Annotated in this window: 12 protein-coding genes and 1 pseudogene; 10 read left to right on the top strand and 3 right to left on the bottom strand. The window is 71.3% G+C overall.

Translation table 11 applies throughout. From position 1 onward, the window contains the following. The first annotated feature begins 86 nt into the window (after positions 1–86). Positions 87–986 (top strand): hypothetical protein, encoded by a 900-nt coding sequence (locus OG223_RS06525; protein WP_329243697.1) that lies wholly within the window; start codon positions 87–89, stop codon positions 984–986. A gap of 122 nt (positions 987–1,108) precedes the next feature. On the opposite strand, the gene OG223_RS53910 is transcribed toward OG223_RS06525, so the two are convergent. Then, positions 1,109–2,647, bottom strand: coding sequence for a cellulose-binding domain-containing protein (locus OG223_RS53910; RefSeq protein WP_443073689.1), 1,539 nt, complete (start codon positions 2,645–2,647; stop codon positions 1,109–1,111). Positions 2,648–2,759: 112 nt separating this feature from the next. Next, positions 2,760–3,503 carry an oxidoreductase gene (locus OG223_RS06510; RefSeq protein WP_329243694.1) on the bottom strand — a complete coding sequence of 248 codons (744 nt, stop codon included), beginning with the start codon at positions 3,501–3,503 and terminating at the stop codon, positions 2,760–2,762. A gap of 324 nt (positions 3,504–3,827) precedes the next feature. Between OG223_RS06510 and OG223_RS06505 the strand changes: the two genes are divergently transcribed. The 4 genes from OG223_RS06505 to OG223_RS06490 all read left to right on the top strand — a co-directional run bounded on the left by OG223_RS06505 (position 3,828) and on the right by OG223_RS06490 (position 8,770). After that, complete coding sequence (locus OG223_RS06505; protein ID WP_329243691.1) at positions 3,828–5,153, top strand: aminotransferase class I/II-fold pyridoxal phosphate-dependent enzyme; 1,326 nt, start codon at positions 3,828–3,830, stop codon at positions 5,151–5,153. A gap of 35 nt (positions 5,154–5,188) precedes the next feature. Next, complete coding sequence (locus OG223_RS06500; protein WP_329243689.1) at positions 5,189–6,082, top strand: dihydrodipicolinate synthase family protein; 894 nt, start codon at positions 5,189–5,191, stop codon at positions 6,080–6,082. Between the two features lie 12 nt (positions 6,083–6,094). Next, positions 6,095–7,342, top strand: coding sequence for an MFS transporter (locus OG223_RS06495; RefSeq protein ID WP_329243686.1), 1,248 nt, complete (start codon positions 6,095–6,097; stop codon positions 7,340–7,342). 111 nt (positions 7,343–7,453) lie between these two features. Beyond that, positions 7,454–8,770, top strand: a complete 1,317-nt coding sequence (locus OG223_RS06490) for a cytochrome P450 (protein WP_329243684.1) — start codon at positions 7,454–7,456, stop codon at positions 8,768–8,770. Between the two features lie 25 nt (positions 8,771–8,795). Here the strand turns inward: OG223_RS06490 and OG223_RS06485 are convergent, their stop codons facing one another. Further along, a complete protein-coding gene (locus tag OG223_RS06485) occupies positions 8,796–9,431 on the bottom strand; it encodes a TetR family transcriptional regulator (protein ID WP_329243683.1) in 636 nt (211 codons plus the stop codon). A 216-nt stretch (positions 9,432–9,647) separates the two neighbouring features. Between OG223_RS06485 and OG223_RS06480 the strand changes: the two genes are divergently transcribed. The 5 genes and pseudogenes from OG223_RS06480 (at position 9,648) to OG223_RS06460 (ending at position 15,724) form a co-directional block, all read left to right on the top strand. Continuing rightward, a complete protein-coding gene (locus OG223_RS06480; protein WP_329243680.1) occupies positions 9,648–10,301 on the top strand; it encodes a nuclear transport factor 2 family protein in 654 nt (217 codons plus the stop codon). 116 nt (positions 10,302–10,417) lie between these two features. Next, positions 10,418–11,343 (top strand): annotated as a pseudogene (locus tag OG223_RS06475) (LLM class F420-dependent oxidoreductase); the annotation flags it as partial. A gap of 118 nt (positions 11,344–11,461) precedes the next feature. Then, entirely contained in the window at positions 11,462–13,432 is a 1,971-nt protein-coding gene (locus tag OG223_RS06470; protein WP_329243678.1) for an APC family permease, read from the top strand. A gap of 346 nt (positions 13,433–13,778) precedes the next feature. Then, positions 13,779–14,843 carry a 3-oxoacyl-ACP synthase III family protein gene (locus OG223_RS06465; protein WP_329243676.1) on the top strand — a complete coding sequence of 355 codons (1,065 nt, stop codon included), beginning with the start codon at positions 13,779–13,781 and terminating at the stop codon, positions 14,841–14,843. Then, positions 14,840–15,724: an SDR family NAD(P)-dependent oxidoreductase gene (locus tag OG223_RS06460; RefSeq protein ID WP_329243673.1), complete on the top strand. Its 885-nt coding sequence runs from the start codon at positions 14,840–14,842 to the stop codon at positions 15,722–15,724. The genes OG223_RS06465 and OG223_RS06460 overlap by 4 nt, the downstream gene beginning before the upstream one ends. The last annotated feature ends 15 nt before the right edge of the window (positions 15,725–15,739 follow it).

Raw genomic sequence — 15,739 nt, 5'->3', positions numbered from 1 at the left:
GTACCCCAGTCCGTGTGCAGTGCAGTGCCCGCGGTGATCCCGTGGGCCCACCGATCGTCGACGGACAGGAACGGATGGACTCAATGATGAGATCTAGGACCGCGACACGACTCCCGCTCGACCGTCCCGCCCGCTCGCTCGCCAGGCGTGGGCGCGCGCTGGGGGCGGCACTCGCCCTTGGCGCGTTGCTCGCGTCGGGCGCGACAATGTCCCTTGCCGCTCCGGCAGTTGCCGCGACGGGGGACGTCAAGTGCCCGTCCGTTGACTGTGTGTGGATCGCGCCGACGGCCGGCTCCCCGGTCGCCATCGCCCCCGACAACGCGGGCGCGCTGTATCTGGCGTACTCGGGAGGCGATCTGCTCAAGCTCGACCTGGCCACCGGATCGCTCAGTACGGTCACCACCGGTCTGGGCAACCTCCGCGGAGTGGCCGTCGCCGACGGCAACGCGTACATCACCAACTTCGACGGCGTGCTCCAGCAGGTCTCCCTCGCCACGGGCAGCCGCCGTACCCTGGCCGCCGGTCTGCCCTCGCTCTTCGGTGTGGCGCGTTCCGGCGCCACCACCTATGTCACCGACGGCAACGGGGAGATCGTCGCCGTCCCGGACGGCGGAACAGCGCGCGTGGTGGCCACGGGGCTCGGCTTCTCCTACGGCCTCGCGTTCGACAAGGCGGGCCTCGCCTACACCGCGGACATGGGCCAAGGCCGCATTCTGCAGACGAACGTGGTCACCGGTACGACGCGGGTGCTGGCCAGTGAGACCTACGAACCCACGTCGATCTCGGTCGGCGGCGACGGGCTGGTCTACTTCCTGGTCGGCGGCGAGGTGAAGCGGGTGAACGCCGCCACCGGGGTGCAGTCCCACGTCACCAACCTCCTCGGGATCAACTCCTTCAGCTTCTCCCTGGCGGCGTCCGGTGACGCGTACACCTCCGGTGGGGCCGGCGACGGTCTGTGGCGGATCAACGGGCTGACGTCGCGATGAGGCGGTAGGCACCTCGCCCGGCGGTCCGGAACACGGGCTGCGGCGGTGGGCGGTGGCGGTGGGCGGTGGGCCACGAAGAAGTGCGTTCCACTGCTCACCGCTCAGCGTTCGGTGCCCAGCGCTCAGTAGCCGTAGCGGCTCTTGATGTGGCGCCAGAAGTCCCGGATCATCCACTTGTCGAACTCGGTGATCTCCGTGGCGCTTCCGGCGTTCATGATGAAGCCGCCGACGTCGGGCGTCGGGGTCCAGTCGTAGAAGTCGTCGAGGCCGAAGGTGTGGCCGACTTCGTGCAGGTAGATGTGCAGGTTCTCCTCGTCCAGGGCGTTCGTGAAGTACTCCTGGTCCAGGCGCTGTCCCCAGTCACCGCCGGCGCCGCCGAAGCCCATGCCCTTCGTGAGCCACAGGGACTCGTCGTAGTGGTGGGCCTCCTTGCCGGGGCACTGGGAGTAGTCGCCGTCCTGGTGGAAGAACCGGCCGCAGGGCTCGGCGCATTGGGGCGCGCCGCCCTCGTCGAGGTTGCCGGCGTAGATGTCGACGGAGTCGTCGTCCCACTTCAGGGTGGAGCGGTCCTTGACCGCCCAGCCCACGACCTTGACCTTCACGGAGGCGTACGGCCACTGGTTGTAGCCCTCGCCGTTCTCGCTGAGCGCGGTCATCCACTTGTCGAACTGCTTCTGCAGGGTCGTCTGGACCTGGTCGCGCAGTGTGGCGGTCACCGCGTTGTCGGAGTCCCAGCGGACGCAGTAGTTGATGCTGCCCTTGTTCGCGATGACCTGGTCGTAGCCGTAGTTCTTGAAGCCGTAGATGTCCGGGTACGTCGAGGCCATGTGGTCCCAGGTGTCGCCGAGTTGCTTGACGATGCCGGACGGCGGGATCCACTCGGCGGCACCGGCAGATGTGGTGCTCGCGGCGGCCGTAGGGGTGGGGGTGGCGGTCGGCTCAGGAGTGGTCGTCGCCGTCGCCGTCGCTGTCGGTGTGGGCGTCGGGCTGCTGGACTCGCTGAAGCTGGGGGCGACGGTCTCGCCGGGGCCGGGGGTGGTGTCCGTCCCCGAGGAGCAGGCCTCGCCGTTCAGCTTGAAGGACGTGGGTGTGGCGGTCGCTCCGGAACGTGAGCCGATGAAGCCGGCGGTGACGGTGCCTCCGGGGGACAGCGTGCCGTTCCAGCTCGTGTTCTTGACGGTGACGGTCGTGCCGGACTGCTGCCAGTCGCCGTTCCAGCCCTGGGTGATCTTCTCGCCTCCGCCGAGTTCGAAGGTGAGGGTCCAACTGGTCCGCGCCGCCCCCTTGTTGGTGATGCCGACCGTTCCCTGGAAGCCGCTCGTCCACTGTCCGGCGACGTCGTAGTCCACCGCGCAGGTCGGTTCGGCGCCGTTGGCCAGCATCGGTACCAGCGCGCCGGTTCCGGCCACGAGTGCGGCGGCGACCGCGAGGGGGACCGGGCGGAGGAGGCGGTGCCGCAGTCGGTGGGACGTACGGGGTGATCTCATGGGGTGGTTCGTTTCCCTCGGTGGGTGGGATGTGCCGGGCTCCAGTGGTCGCCGGCGGGTGAGTTGGTTGCCGCCGGGGCGGAGCCGGATTTCCGGGGTCCCCGGTTCGGCGCTGAGCGCGGTGAGGGTGAGACCGGGCTCGGTCGGGATGGGCATCGCCTCGAAGGGGGGCATTGCCTGACAGGAGTAGCTCCCAGCAAGCTGCTCAAGACGTCTTCTACGGCAGTGTTGACCCGCGGATCCCCGGATTGGGAGGAAGAGGGGGGAGTGGTGGCTGGAACTGGGGTCAACTGGCCGTGTCTGCAAGGGCGTTCAGCAGTCGCAGCGCCTCGTGGGACAGGTCGAGCGCGGCGGCGGCGATGTTCTCCGCGAGGTGGGCGCGGGTGGAGCTGCCGGGGATGAGCAGGACGGTCGGGCTGCGGTGCAGCAGCCAGGCGAGTGCGATCTGGCGTGCGGTGGCGCCGAGTTGGGCGGCCGCCTGCTCCAGGGCCTGGACCTGCAGGGGCCGGAATCCGCCCAGCGGCCAGAAGGGGACGAAGGCGATGCCCCGCTCCGCGCACCGGTCCGCCAGGGCGTCGTCCCGCCGGTGGGCGATGTTGTAGTGGTTCTGCACCGCCACGATCGGGGCGATCCGCCGGGCGGCTTCAGCCTGCTCCGCGCTGACGTTGCTGACGCCGAGGTTGCGGATGAGTCCCTGTTCACGCAACTCGGCCAGCACGGTGAGGGGTTCGGCGATGTCACACGCCTCCAGGGTGTCCGTCATCCGCAGGCTCACCAGGTCCAGTGTGTCCAGGCCCAGGTGCTCCAGGTTGTCCTGGACGGCCTGGACCAGCTCCGGGCGGGAGAGCGCGGCGGGCCGGCCACGGTCCGGGGTGCGACGCGCGCTGACCTTGGCGGCGATGCGCAGGTCCGCGCGGTAGGGGTGCAGGGCCTCGCGGATCAGCCGGTTGACGCCGTGACTCCTTGAGGAAGAGCGAAGGGTCCGGGACGCGCCGGGTCGGTGTGACCTCGTCCGGTGACCTTGTTTCACCGTCCACTGTGTCGCCGCGACCGTCGCCGTCCCAGCGAACCCGGACCAAACCGCTGTAAACCTCCATGGCAGGTGGTGTCCGGTGACTGTTCTTCCGTCATGGGTCAGATGGATCGGCGAATCGTGCAGTGTCGCCGATGCCCCACGCCTGACCGAGCCGCCCCGCATTCGCCAGCCTGGCTTGACGCACCCACCAGCCCGGCTTGACGAACACGCAGGCTCACCCATGCCGTATGTTTGGCATAGGACAATCTTTGGCATAGGACGAATCCTTCTCTTCGGATCCTTCCCTTCAGACCCTTCTCTTCGGGCGGAGCTGGTCACGTGAGCATCAGAGGCACCACCGCGGCCGAGATCGCTGGCAGCGTGCGGGACCAGGTCGCCGCGGGCGAGTTGGCGCCGCGGGCGAGTCTGCCCCCGGTGCGCGTGCTCGCGGCCGAGCTGGGGGTCAACCGGAACACGGTCGCCCTCGCGTACCGACGGCTCGTCGAGGCGGGTGTCGCCGAGACGCGGGGTCGCGGCGGCACGGTGGTCGCGGCGGTACCGCAGCTCGCGCGCGAAGGCGTCGGCGTCGGTGTCGCCGGCGACTGCGTCGACCTGGCCAGCGGCAACCCCGACCCGGAGCTGTTGCCCGACCTCCTGGCCGCCGCCCGGCACGGGGACTACCGCCCGCCGCTGTACGGCGCGCCCGCGATCGACCCCGGTCTGGACGCCTGGGCCCGCGCCGACTTCGCCGAGGACATCGACCAGCCGTTCCGCACGCTGGTGACGCACGGCGCGGTGGACGCCACCGAGCGGCTGCTGAACGCCCACCTCACCCGCGGGGATCTGGTCGCGGTCGAGGACCCCTGCTTCCTGGCGAGCATCGGCACCCTGAAGCTGGGCGGCTATCGCTCGGCGCCGGTCGGGGTCGACGGCTCCGGCATGCGCCCCGACGCGCTGCGGTCCGCCCTGGCGGCCGGTGCCCGCGCCGTCGTCTGCACACCCCGCGCCCACAACCCGACCGGCGCGAGTCTCACCGAGGAGCGGGCGGCCGACCTGCGCGCGCTCCTCGCGGAGCATCCCCAGGTTCTCGTGATCGAGGACGACCACTTCTCGGCGGTCTCCGCGCGGCCGTACCACCGGATCACCCCGCCGGGCAGTACCCGCTGGGCACTGGTGCGGTCCGTGTCCAAGTTCCTCGGACCGGATCTGCGGCTCGCCCTCGTGGCCGCCGACGCCGAGACCACCGCGCGCCTGGAGGCCCGGCTGAGCGCCGGCACCACCTGGGTCAGCCGGCTGCTGCAACACGCCGCCCGTGAACTCCTGTTGAACCCCCGCGTCCACGAACTCCAGGAACGGGCCCGCGAGTTCTACGCCCGGCGCAGCGGCCTGCTGGTCGAGCGGTTGCACGCCCAGGGCATCGAAGTCCCGTACCGGCCCGACGGGTTGAACGTCTGGGTCGCACTCGACGTCGACGGACGGGCAGCGGTCGCGGCCCTCGCACGGCGGGGCTGGGCGGTACGGCCCGGACACCTCTTCGCGCCGGATCCGGCCGCGCACCAGGGCGCGATCAGGGTCACCACCTCCACTGTCACCGAGCCGCAGGCGGAGGCCTTCGCCGCCGAACTCGCCGCGGTCGTCAAGGAATTGCGCTCGACGGCCAACTGACCAGCACGCATGTCCCACCCATTCGAGGAGTCACCATGTTCCGCGGCCTGAGCGCCTTCCCCCTGACCCCCACCGACGAGGAGGGGATCGACGAAGCGGCGTACACGGCACTCGTCGCCCGTCTCGCCGCCGCAGGCGTGGACTCCATCGGCGCGCTCGGCTCCACCGGCGGCTACGCCTACCTCACCCGCGAGCAGCGCGCCCACGCCGCGAGGATCGCCGTGGACGCCGCCGACGGGACCCCCGTCATCGTCGGCATCGGCGCGCTGCGCACCTCGCACGTGCTGGAACTGGCCGAGGACGCCCAGAAGGCGGGCGCCTCCGGAGTGCTGCTCGCCCCGATGACGTATCAACTCCTCACCGAGGAAGAGGTGTTCGGCCTGTACGAGGACGTCACCCGCGAACTCTCCGTACCGCTGTGCGTCTACGACAACCCGGGCACCACGCACGTCCACTTCACCGACGAACTGCACGGCCGTATCGCGGAGTTGCCGAACGTCGGCTCGATCAAGATCCCCGGTGTGCCCGACGACCCGCGCGAGGCCCGGCGCCGCGTCGACGCGCTGCGCGCGCTGGTCCCGGACACGGTCACCATCGGGGTGAGCGGCGACTGGACGGCCGCCCGCGGCCTGAACGCCGGGTGCGACGCCTGGTATTCGGTCATCGGCGGCACCTTCCCGCTGACCGCCCTCGCCCTCACCCGCGCCGCCCAGGCCGGCCACGCGGGCCCGGCGGCGGATCTGTCCGAAGGACTCGAACCGCTGTGGGCCCTGTTCCGCCGCCACGGCAGTCTGCGCGTCATGTCCGCCGTCGCCTCCCACCTCGGCCTGACCGGAGAACCGAACCTGCCGCGCCCCCTGCGAGGACTGGACGAGACCGCCCGCCAGGAGGTCGTCGCCGCGCTGGACGCCCTCGGGCTCACCGCCTGAGCGCCGACCACCATGAGCGAGCAGCACACAGCAAGTACGCCGGGGACGCGGGAAGTTGGGCCTTCACTCGGGAGGGTCGGCCACGGCCTGGCGCGTTACGTCCTCGCCGCGGCCCTCGCCCGCACCGCCGACGGCGGGGCCGTGGTCGCCGTCGTCCTGCTCGTCACCTCGTCCGGTGGCTCCGGGACGCTCGCCGGAGTACTCGGTGCCTGCGTCACCGCCCCGCATCTGCTCGGCCCCTTCGTCGCGCGGCCCCTGGACCTCGCCCGCGACGGCCGCAAGGTCATCGCGACGGCCTGCCTGCTGTACGCCGCCGCGCTGACCGGGGGAGTGCTGACGTACGGGCACGCGCCCGCCGTGGTGACCGGGTTGCTGCTGGCCGCCGCCGGCACCTGCGGGCCGCTGCTGACCGGAGGTATCAGCAGCCGGCTGCCCGCGATCGTGGGACCTGAACTGCGCACGCAGCGACGGGCCCAGGGCTGGGACGTGGCCACCTACGGCATCGGCGGCACTGTCGGCCCGTCCCTGGTGGCCGCGCTGTCGGGCTGGGTCTCGCCCACCGCGGCGGGGCTCGCACTCGCGGCGGGGGCGGCCACCGCGGCGGGCGGCGTCCTGCTGCTGCCGTTCGCCGCGCCGTTCCACGGCGGCGACCGGGCAACGGTCCTCAGGCCGGGAGCGACCCTCGCGCTGATAGCCCGCACCGGCTCGCTCCGGCGCACCGTCTACCTGACGATGATCGTCGCCCTGAGTGTCGCCGCCCTGCCGATCACCGCGGTCCACCTGACGAGGATCCTCGGCACCGAGCCGGCCACCGCGGCCGTCCTGACCGCCGCCTACGGCCTCGGCAATCTCGCCGGGTCCATGGCCGTGATGGTCTTCCCGCTCACCGGCGAACCGGACCGGCTGATGCGCCGCCTCGCCCTGGGCGTGGTCGCCGGCCTCCTGACCGTCACCGCGAGCCCCGCCTTCGCGGTGACCGCCGCGGCCTACGCGCTCACCGGGATCCTCAACAGCTTCTTCTTCGCCTCCACCCTCGCGGCCCGCACGGAGTACGCGCCGAGCGGCGCCCGCAGCCAGGTCTTCATCTGGGTCGCGGCCCTGAAGATCACGTCCGGTTCCGCGGGCACGGCGTTGGCGGGCTCCCTGACCGGCACGACCGTCCGACTTCCGCTCGTCGTCGGCGTCCTCGCCGTCTCCGCCGCCGTCACCGCCGCGACCGTCGAGACGCGCTGCGCGAGAGCCGTCGAAAAACGCCCATGACGGTGCCGAAGCACACACACCTGAGCAACGACCGAGCCCCGACACGAACCGGCACAGCCTGTTCCCGGAACGTCAACTCCCGTATGTCCGCACATGATCTAGCCTGACGCGATGCGCACCGCCACGCCTTCGCTGCTGCCGGCCTTCCGGCCCCGGATCCAAGAACGCCTCTACGACTTCTACGAGGAGCTGCGGACCACCGACGAGCTCTTCTGGGACCGTCACCTGAGCGCCTGGATCGCGACCGGGCACGCGGTGGTGAGCAGCGCCACGGGCAACCCGGGCCTGTCCTCGGTGCGTTATCCCGACCTGGAGGCCGTGTCCGAGGAACTCCGGCCGCTGGCCCGGGTGTTGAGCCGGCAGATGCTCTACAGCGACGCCCCGGACCACGCCCGGCTGCGGGGCCTGATCAGCAAAGCCTTCTCCCCGCGGGCAGTTGAGGCACTCCGCGCCCGGATCCTCGAAGCCGTCGACCGGATCATCGCCGAGGCGGCGCCGACCGGGCGGATGGACATCGTGGCGGACCTCGCCCGCCCGCTGCCACTGACCATCATCTGCGACCTCCTCGACGTACCCGAGCAGGACCGCCCCGCCCTCGCGTCCTGGTCCGAGCCGGTCGCCGAGGCCATCGGCAACTCCCGGCTGGACGCCGACCGCAACCGCGAGGCCTCGCAGAGCATGGCCGACATGCTGGCCTACCTGCGCGAACTCCTCACCCGACCGGACAATCCGCCGGCCCCGCACAGCCTGCGCGCCCTGGTGACCGCGCAGGCCGAGAACACCGACCAGGACCCCGACGAACTCCTCGCCAACTGCGCCCTGCTCCTGATCGCCGGCCACGAGACCACCACCCACTTCATCGGCAACGCCACCCTCGCCCTCCTCCACCACCCGGACGCGGCGAAGCGACTGCGCGAACGACCCGACCTGATCCCCGCCGCGGTCGAGGAACTCCTGCGCTACGACGCCCCGGTCCAGCTCATGCTGCGCCGGGCACGGCACGACCTGGACCTGGCGGGACGCACCGTCGCCGAAGGCCAGACGGTGCTCCTGGTGTGCGGCGCCGCCAACCGGGATCCGGCCGTGTTCCCCGATCCCCACGTGCTGGACTTCGAGCGGCCCGGCGGACGGCACATGTCGTTCGGGCACGGTCCGCACTTCTGCCTCGGCGCGGCGCTGGCCAGGCTGGAAGGCGCGATCGTCCTGGAAGCGCTCCTCACCCGCCTCCCCGACCTGCGTACGGACGGCACCGAGCCCCCGCAGTGGCAGCGCAGCCTCAACTTCCGCGGCCTCACCCGCCTCGACGTCGCCTTCACCCCGCCGTCGGACGCCGACACCGGCACGCGCGCCCTGTCGGCCGACGGTTCCCCGAACGCCCTCGACCCCACGACCGATGCCGGCGCGTGCCCCTTCCGGCCGGAGCCCTGAGACGCCCCGGCCGCGCGGCCGGCGGTCAGCGACCGGTCGTGTCCCCGCGGAACGCCCCGGCCACCACGGGGACCAACTGCCGCTCCAACTGCTCGACGGGCAGGGCTGCCAGTTCGGCGCCGATGGGAGCCAGGGCGAGCCAGTTCAACATGCCCGCCGCGCAGCGCGTACGGAAGATCAGTTCTTCCTCGTCGACTCCGGGGACGTTCGGCGCCAGCACCCGGATGGCATCCTGGCGGCTCTTTTCGAACTTGGCGGTCAGCCGGTCCCAGCCCCCCGGCGGATCGATGCCGACGCGCGCCACGGTCCGCATCACGGCCAGGTCCTGTCCACCGGCCGCGAACGCGCGCACCATCGGCCCGGCGAACGCTTGCGCCACTTCGTGCAGCGTCGGGGCGGAGCCGAGGGAGTCGAGTGCCTCTATCTGGGCGTCCAGATACCGCTCCAACGCGTGCTCGATCGCCGACTCGCACAACGCTTTGAGCGACCCGAAGTGGTAGCTCACCGCGGCGACGTTGGCTCCGGCGCGGTCCGTGATCTCGCGGAGCGTCAAGCCCTCCTGCCCGCGTTGCGCGAGCAGGTCCAGGGCGGCCGCCTGGAGGCCGTCCCGCGTGCGCTGACCGGCCTCTCGGCGTAGGTCTGTCTTTTCTACCCTGGTCACGGCATGTACTCAAGCATTTGCTTGAGTACTTTGTCAATCGGTCGTTCGGCGGAGTCGACCCCGTACGAGGGCGTCGACAGACAATTCAAACAGTGGCTTGACAGCTTGCACTGCCGTTCATAAAGTCAAGCGAGCGTTTGATTTACTAAGAGCGCGACGGAGTCCGGACCGCTGCCGTGGATCCGGAACTTGAGGCCAGACATGGAGAAATGCGACATGAAGCTCATCAGTCGTAAGTCGATCACCGCCGCGACCGCGGTAGCCGTCCTGGGCGGTCTTTCCATCGCCGCCGTGCCCTCACAGGCCGCGAGCCCCGCGCACGACAGCGCGGCGGGCCACAGCGATACGGCCGCTCCCACCCTGACCGCCCGCCAGTTGGCGAAGCTGCCGCTCACCGACCGCCACCTGACCAAGCACGAGAAGGCCAACCTCGCGATCGTCCTGCGCGACTACTACGTGGCGGAGGGCAGCCACATCGACGTCCCGACCTTCGTCGACAGCTTCACCAAGGACGGCGTCTTCAACGACATGGTCCCCGGCGTGGCTTACCAGGGGGAGGCGCTCGGCAGCGTCCTGCCCTACATGAAGAGCCTCTTCTCCAATGTTCACCGTGACCTCAAGCGCATCACCGTGAACGGCGACACCGTCAGCATCGAGCTGTCGATCCAGGGCACGTTCGACGGCCAGCTCCAGACGCCGACCGGCGGCGTCGTCAAGGGGAAGGGCCAGAAGGTCGACGCGCCGACCGCCGACTTCTGGTACCTGAAGAACGGCAAGGTCACCACGTTCAACTGCTTCGTCGGCTACTCGAAGATGTACTCCGACATGGGCGTGAACTTCGACTGGGCCTCCGCCGTCAACAGTCACTGAGTCGCTCTCCCCGGCGTGTGATGCCCGGCCCCACAGGCCACGCATCACCCGCCGCGGCCGTGCGACACGTCACCGTTGACTCGATTGCGCAACCAACCACAGAGGAACGCATCGGCATGACGACCCGGCTCGGAATCGGTCTCCCGCAGAATCGGCAGTACGACCTCGGCAAGGACGTGCCCGACGTGGCACGCGCCGCCGAGGACATCGGATACGACAGCCTCTGGGTGTACGAACGCGCCCTGTTCCCGGAACCCCCGACCCAGCCGCTCTACGGCGTCCCGGCCTGCCCTGGCCCGACGCCTACCGGGGCGTGGCCGAGCCCCTGGTCACGCTGACCCTCGCGGCGGCGGCCACCGAGCGGGCCGAACTGGGCACCGCCGTGCTGGTCGCCCCGCTGCACATCCCCTTCCAACTGGCCAAGTCCCTGGCCACGTTGGACGCGGCGAGCGGCGGCCGGGTGATCGCGGGCCTCGGCAGCGGCTGGTCCCTCGACGAGTACGCGGCCGCCGGGGTACGCCCGTTCGCGGAGCGCGGCAAGGTCATGGACGAGGTGTTCGAGGTGTGCCGGGCGGTGTGGGGACCGGACCCGGTCGTCTACGAGGACGGCCGGATCACGAGCATCGCCTCGGCCGTCGTCGGGCCCAAGCCGGCCCGGCCGATCCCGATCCTGGTGCCGGCCAACTCCCCACGGGCCATGCGCCGGCTCGTCGACCACGCCGACGGCTGGCTGCCGTACGCCGACGGACCCGAGCAAGTCGCACAGAGCCGACGCCAGTTGCATGACCTCGCCGCCGAGCGGGGGCGCACCCGGCCGCTGCGGACGGTCGTACGCGTGAATCCGGACTACACCGCCAAGCGGTACGAGGGACCGGACCGCCGGCCCTTCCAGGGCGACGTCGAACAGATCGTCACCGATCTGATGGCGTACGCCGAGATCGGCCTCGACGAGTTCCTGGTCGACGTCTCGTGGGTGGCGCGGGACGCGGAGGAGCTGAAGGACGTGGCCGCCGAGGTGAACGCGACCGCCCGCGCGGCCGGTTTCCGACCGGAGGCTCCGGCGGCATCCGCGGGGCCACCGTCCGCCCGGCCGGGTGCAGTTCGGGGCCCGGCGGGTGATCCTCGACGGGTGCCGTCGCCGGTCCGGGTGAGATGGCTCCATGACCGACTCCTCCCCGGCGCCGCAACCGCCACCCGAGTTCCTTCCCGAGCCGCTCTCCTACCGGCTCAAGCGCCGACTGCTCGGCCCGCCGCTGGTCACCGGGCGCATCCGGCGGGAGAAACTGGACAACCGGACGGCGCTCGGGGTGCTCGCCTCGGACTGCGTCAGTTCGTCGGCGTACGGCAGCGAGGAGATGCTGCGGGTCCTGGTGCCCGTGGTCGGGGTCGCCGCCTTCACCCTGCTCATGCCGGTGACGGGCGCGATCCTGCTGATCCTCGTGCTGCTGACGCTCTGTTACAGCGATGTCGTCACGATCTACACGCGGGCCGGCGGCTCCTACGTCGTCGCCCGCGAGAACTTCGGCCCCGACATCGCGCAGATCGCCGCCGTCGCGCTGCTCGTCGACTACGTCGTGACGGTCGCCGTGCAGGTCTCGGCGGGCACGAACGCGCTCATCTCGCTCGCCCATCTCGTCGGCGACGGCTGGACAGGCCTCGATCACCTCCAACTCCCCGTCAGCGCAGGGGTGGTGCTGATCCTGGTGTACGGGAACCTGCGCGGCCTGCGGGAGGCGGGACGGGTGTTCGCGGTGCCCGCGTACCTCTTCATGGCCGCGGTCGGACTGATGCTCGCCGTGGGCCTGGCCCGGTGGGCGTTCGGGGATCTGCCGCACGCCGACGTCCACGCGCACGGTGTCGTACCGCTCGGCACGGCGGGGGACGGGTGGCTGTACGGGGCGTCGCTGTTCATCGTGCTGCGCGCGTTCGCGAACGGCGGCTCCTCGCTCACCGGCCTGGAGGCGATCTCCAACGGCATCTCCGTCTTCCGCGAGCCACAGGGCCGCAACGCCCGCCGCACGCTCGTCACCATGAGCTGCGTCCTGGGCGTGCTCGTCCTCGGTGTGTCCGGTCTCGCCCACCTCACGCACGCCGTTCCGTACACCGACGGCACGCCGACCGTGATCGCGCAGGAGGCCCGACTGGTCTTCGGCGGCGGTCCGTTCGGCACGGCCGGGCTGGTGTTCGTGCAGCTCGCCACCGCGCTGATCCTCTACACCGGTGCGAACACGCCCTTCACTGGCTTTCCCTACCTGGCCAGCTTCGTCGCCGAAGACCGTTTCCTGCCACGGCGGTTGACCCGACGCGGACACCGACTGGCCTTCTCCACCGGCATCATCACGCTCGCCGTGGTCGCGCTCGCCCTGCTGCTGGTCACCGACGCCACCGTGGACCGGCTCGTCGCGCTGTACGCGATCGGGGTGTTCACCGCGTTCACCATGGCGGGCGCCGGGCTGACCGTCCACCACGCACGCCGACGTGAACCCGGCCGGCGGTGGAAGATCGCGGTGAACGCCACGGCGGCGCTCGTCTCGGCGGCCGTCGTGCTCATCTTCGCGGTCACCAAGTTCACCGAGGGCGCCTGGCTGGTCGTGGTGGTCTTCCCGCTCGGGGTGTGGGCACTGATCCGCATCAACCGTGAATACCGCGCGGAGGCCGCCGAGTTGGAGGCACTGCCGCCCGCCGGGCAGAGCGACCGGCCGCGCCGCCGCCGGCATGTCGTGTGCGTCCTCGTCGACGCCGTCGACCCGGCCGCCTTCCACGCCCTGCGCTACGCGCACGAGTTGCGGCCCGACGAGGTGCGGGCCGTGCACATCGCGGTCGACGGAGTGCGCGCCCGGCGGCTGGTGGCGCGGTGGCAGGCGGCAGGGGCCACCGACGTTCCGCTGGAGGTCGTCGACTGCCCGGACCGGCGACTGGAGCGGGCCCTGGCCGAACTCGCCGTCCGCGAGACCGCCGACGCCCGCACCGCGCTGACCCTGCTCATCGCGCGCCGCACCTACACCACCGTGCTCGGCCGGCTGCTGCACGGCGGCACCGCCGAGCGGATCGCCCGCGCGCTGGAGGACCTGCCTTCCGTGGTGGTGACGATCCTGCCGTACAGCGCGACGGGCGGTGATCCGGTCCGGTGACGGACCCGCCGCCCGCCCCAACCATCCGCAAAGGGACGGCAATTCACCCCTGCGGTGAATTCGGTACCGCCAAAGACAGTAGAGGGTCAGGGAGTTCACGCAAGCCGGATTCAACACGCTCAACATTTCGGTGAGTTGAACGGCATCCCGTGGTGAATCGGCGTGGATCAGCGTGCATTGGGGTGTTCGGAATCGCGGGGGGTGTAAAGCGAATTCGGCGAGTGCTTCGACCCCTGTCCTTCACGCCCTGATGGACGCCGGGCCCGGCGGGCAATCTGGAAAAAGCCGACCGTGAATGCGGGAAACGGCGAACTCGCAAACCCCGCCCGCCATTTGGAGGTACACGGTGTCCCCAGCGCCGAGCATCGGCGTCCTCGCCACCGGCACGTGCTTACCCGAGCGCATCCTGACCAACGACGAGGTCGCCGAAGCGGCCGGCGTTGACCCCGGCTGGATCGTCCGGCGCACCGGCGTGCTGCGCCGGCATGTGGCGGAGCCCGGTCAGGCCGCCTCCGATCTCGCCGCCGAAGCCGTGCGCAAGGCGCTCACCGCGGCCGGTCTCCCGGCCTCCGCGCTCGGTCTGCTCGTCCTCGCCACGTCCACCCCCGACGAACTGGGACCGTCGACCGCGTGCCGGGTCCAGGCCCTGGTGGGCGCGGACCGGGCGGTCGCCTTCGACGTGGCCGCCGCCTGCTCCGGCTGGCTGTTCGCCGCCCGCGTCGCCCATGACTGGCTCCGTTCCGGCAGCGGCGAACGGTATGCCGCCGTGGTCGGCGTCGAGGTCTACTCCCGTTTCGTCGACCCGGCCGACCGGGCCACGGCCGTGCTGTTCGCCGACGGAGCGGCGGCGACGATCCTCGGGCCCGTTCCGGGCGGGACGGGGTTCGCCCCGATCAGGCTGGGCTCGGACGGGACCGGAGCGGGCGACGTCCTCATCCCGGCCGGCGGCAGCCGACTGCCCGCCTCCCCGCAGACCCTCGCCGCCGGGCGCCACAAGGTCTACATGGACGGGAAAGCCGTACGGGACTTCATTCTGCGCATCTTCCCGGAGGTCCTCGGCGATGCCCTGGACCGCTCAGGTCTGCGTCTGACGGACGTCGACCTGCTGGTCTCCCACCAGCCCAACCCCCTGCTGCTGCGCCGCGCCGCGGTCGACGCCGGAGTGCCCGAGGACCGGGTGGTCATCGTCGGGCACGAGGTCGGCAACATCGGCGCGGCCTCCATCCCGTACGCCCTGGCCACCGCGGACCGCGACGGACGCCTGCGTACCGGCAGCCGCGTGCTCGTCACCGCGTTCGGCGCCGGTCTGACCTGGGGGAGCACGGTCCTCACCTGGACCAGGGCGAGGCCCCAAGGCGCCCTCGCCGCACCCCGTACCGAAGTCCCCCGCACCGAAGGAGCCCCGTTGTGACCGCGTCCCTTCCGTCCACCGTCGCCGACTCCACCGCCCCCGGCACCCTCGCCTCCCTCTTCCGCCTCGACGGCGCCCGCGTCCTGGTGACCGGCGCCTCCCGCGGGATCGGCCGCGCCATCGCGGTCGCCTGCGCGGAGGCCGGGGCGGATGTCGCCCTGGCGGCCCGCAGCGCCGACGCGCTGCTCGACGCCGAGCAGGAGGTACGCAAGCTCGGACGGCAGGCCGTGATCACGTGTGGTGACCTCGCCGACTCCGGGACGGCCGCACGCCTCGTCGACGAGGCCGCCGCCGGGCTGGGCGGTCTCGACGTCCTCGTGCACAACGCGAGCGTCTTCCCGGCCGACGACACCGGCACCTCGCACCTGGTCCCCTTCGCGGAGAGCGGCTCCGCCGAGTGGGACCCGCTGCTCGCCGTCAACATCGGAGCCACCGTCGACCTGTGCCGCGCGGCCCACCGCCACCTGACCGCCTCGCCGACGGCGGCCGTCGTCCTCGTGTCGTCCGTGGCCGGGCTCATCGCCACGCCGGCGATGGAGGCCTACGCCGTCACCAAGGCCGCCCAACTCTCCCTGATGCGCTCGCTGTCCGTCGGCTGGGCCCGGCAGGGCATCCGGGTCAACGCCCTGTGCCCCGGCTGGGTGCGCACCGACATGACCGGCCCCATGCAGCAGCACGCACCGCTGTCGGACTGGCTCATGAGCCATGTCCCGCAGGGCAGGTGGCTGACGCCGGAGGAAGTCGCCGCCGCCGCGCTGTTCCTGGCCGCGCCCGCGGCCTCGTCGGTCACCGGACACGCCCTGGTCTGCGACGGCGCGCTGTCCGTTCCGGACGGCGGCCTCGCCGGCATCCCCAAGCCCGCCTCGCCCTTCGCCGCCTGACCCCCTAGACGTCCG

Origin of the sequence: Streptomyces sp. NBC_01478 (assembly GCF_036227225.1) — a bacterium.
In the GTDB taxonomy this organism is placed as follows: Bacteria; Actinomycetota; Actinomycetes; order Streptomycetales; family Streptomycetaceae; genus Streptomyces.
This window is presented reverse-complemented; position numbering and strand designations above follow the sequence as displayed.

Bases quoted from the DNA above. Each gene is read 5' to 3' on its own strand.
- OG223_RS53910 (WP_443073689.1), bottom strand. From the start codon at position 2,647: ATGCCCCCCTTCGAGGCGATGCCCATCCCGACCGAGCCCGGTCTCACC.
- OG223_RS06490 (WP_329243684.1), top strand. From the start codon at position 7,454: ATGCGCACCGCCACGCCTTCGCTGCTGCCGGCCTTCCGGCCCCGGATC.
- OG223_RS06470 (WP_329243678.1), top strand. From the start codon at position 11,462: ATGACCGACTCCTCCCCGGCGCCGCAACCGCCACCCGAGTTCCTTCCC.
- OG223_RS06525 (WP_329243697.1), top strand. From the start codon at position 87: ATGAGATCTAGGACCGCGACACGACTCCCGCTCGACCGTCCCGCCCGC.
- OG223_RS06480 (WP_329243680.1), top strand. From the start codon at position 9,648: ATGAAGCTCATCAGTCGTAAGTCGATCACCGCCGCGACCGCGGTAGCC.
- OG223_RS06495 (WP_329243686.1), top strand. From the start codon at position 6,095: ATGAGCGAGCAGCACACAGCAAGTACGCCGGGGACGCGGGAAGTTGGG.
- OG223_RS06500 (WP_329243689.1), top strand. From the start codon at position 5,189: ATGTTCCGCGGCCTGAGCGCCTTCCCCCTGACCCCCACCGACGAGGAG.